The sequence below is a fragment of the Pedobacter sp. 10L46_2 genome, assembly GCF_056395165.1.
Genome location: NZ_JBFTIZ010000444.1, coordinates 1 through 2350, shown reverse-complemented (window position 1 = coordinate 2350; position 2350 = coordinate 1). Strand labels below are relative to the sequence as shown.

At 41.1% G+C, this 2350-nt stretch carries 1 protein-coding gene; it reads left to right on the top strand.

Annotated features, from left to right (window positions below; genetic code table 11):
• Nucleotides 1-2350: glycosyl hydrolase (locus AC1DDX_RS26500; RefSeq protein ID WP_477622935.1), on the top strand; the 2350-nt coding region annotated here is incomplete at both ends.

Sequence of the window (2350 nt, the reverse complement as noted above, 5' to 3'; positions counted from 1 at the left end):
GATGAATGGTGGGATATTACACACACTGCTTTAAAAACGGCTTCGGAGTTAGGGATAGAAATAGGAATGTTTAATAGTCCTGGCTGGAGCCAGTCAGGCGGACCCTGGGTTAAACCTGAACAGGCAATGCGTTATCTGGCATCATCAGAAACTGTGTTCAAAGGACCTGCAAAAATTTCCCAAAAGCTTAATAAACCTGAAGGAAGTTTTCAGGATGTTAAACTGCTGGCTTTTAAAGCACCAAAAGGATATGGGAGCAGTATCGCTGATTTAAAACCTGTTATTACTTCCGATCCGGCTATAAAAAGCATTGCAAATATCCTTGATAAAAACCAGAAAACTGAAGCATTGCTGCCAGGTGGTAAACCTTCTGTTATTACCATAGCTGCCCAAGAAAGCTATACTGCAAGAAGTTTAACCATCTATCCATCCAAAAAGAACATGAGTATAGATGTGAAAATAGAGGCATTGGATAATGGTAATTACCGCGAAATAAAACAGTTCAAAGTAGACCGTAGCAATAACGCGTTGAATGTTGGTTTTGCTCAGTTTGCTCCGGTTATCATTTCATTTGATGCAGTAACATCAAAAGCCTTTCGTCTAACGTTTACCAATACATCCCAGGATGCCAGCATTGCTGAACTGGAAATTTCTTCGGTGCCAAAAGTGGAAAGATTCATCGAAAAAACACTCGCTAAAATGCACCCAACCCCACTTCCTTATTGGCATGAATATCAGTGGGCACAACAAAAAGAGGTAGCAGATAAGTCATTGCTGATAGATGAAGGCTCAATAAAAGATATCAGTTCAAATTTGTCGGCTGATGGTACACTTACATGGGATGTTCCCGAAGGTGAATGGATTGTAATGCGAACAGGAATGGCACCCACAGGTGTTCAAAATAGCCCGGCATCCCCAGAAGGAACCGGACTAGAGGTAGATAAAATGAACCATGAGCATGTGATAAAACACTTTGATGCATTCATGGGCGAAATTCAGAGAAGAATTCCTGCCGAAGACCGTAAAACATGGAAAGTCGCGGTTCAGGATAGTTACGAGATGGGCGGCCAAAACTGGACAGATGATTTCATTGCCAAGTTTAAAAAGCGTTACGGATATGATCCTATGCCACTTATACCGGTTATGTATGGGCACGTGGTAGGAAGTCAGGATAAATCAGATCGCTTTCTATGGGACCTGAGAAGATTTGTTGCAGACAATGTTGCTTATGAATATGTTGGCGGATTGCGCGATGTAAGTCACAAACATGGGTTAACCATATGGCTTGAAAATTATGGACACTGGGGTTTTCCCGGTGAATTTCTTCAATACGGAGGACAATCTGATGAAGTAGGCGGAGAGTTTTGGAGCGAAGGTGAACTTGGTAACATAGAAAACAGAGCAGCATCATCGGCAGCACATATTTATGGTAAAACTAAAGTTTCTGCAGAATCATTCACTGCTGCAGGAAATACCTTTGGTCGTTATCCGGCAATGATGAAACAACGTGGCGATCGCTTCTTTACAGAAGGGATCAATAATACGTTGCTACATGTTTATATTCAACAACCATATGAGGACAGGAAACCCGGTGTTAATGCCTGGTTTGGCAATGAGTTTAACCGTTTCAATACCTGGTTTTACGATATGGATATGTTTATCCATTATCTTAAGCGCAGTAATTTCATGCTGCAGCAAGGTAAATATGTTGCAGATGTAGCCTATTTTATTGGTGAAGATGCACCAAAAATGACTGGAATACAGGATCCTAAGCTCCCCGAAGGTTATTCCTTTGACTACATCAATGCAGAGGTGATCATTAACCGATTAACTGTTAAGGATGGCAAATTTGTACTTCCTGATGGTATGTCTTACCGGGTATTGGTACTTCCTGCACTGGAAACTATGAGGCCGGAATTGTTGGAGAAAATAGCAAGTCTGGTAAAAGCAGGTGGAGTGATATTGGGCCCAAAACCAAAACGCTCACCTAGTTTAGAAAACTACAGCACTGCAGATGACAATGTAAAAAAACTTGCCAACGAAGTTTGGGGAAAAATTGATGGACAGGGTATTAAAACAAATGAATATGGTAAGGGTCTGGTAATGGATGGTCTTGATTTACAACAGGCATTAGATAAAATAGGAGTGATTCCAGATTTTAAAACCGTTGGTAATGATCTGGCCCTGTATATCCATAGAAAGACTAACGATGGCGAAATATACTTTGTGTCTAATCAGAGTGATAAACCTATAAGCATTAATCCTGCATTCCGGGTTACCGGAAAAGCACCCGAATTGTGGAATGCTATAACAGGGAAAATGCGTGATCTTCCAGAGTACAGCTCAACAC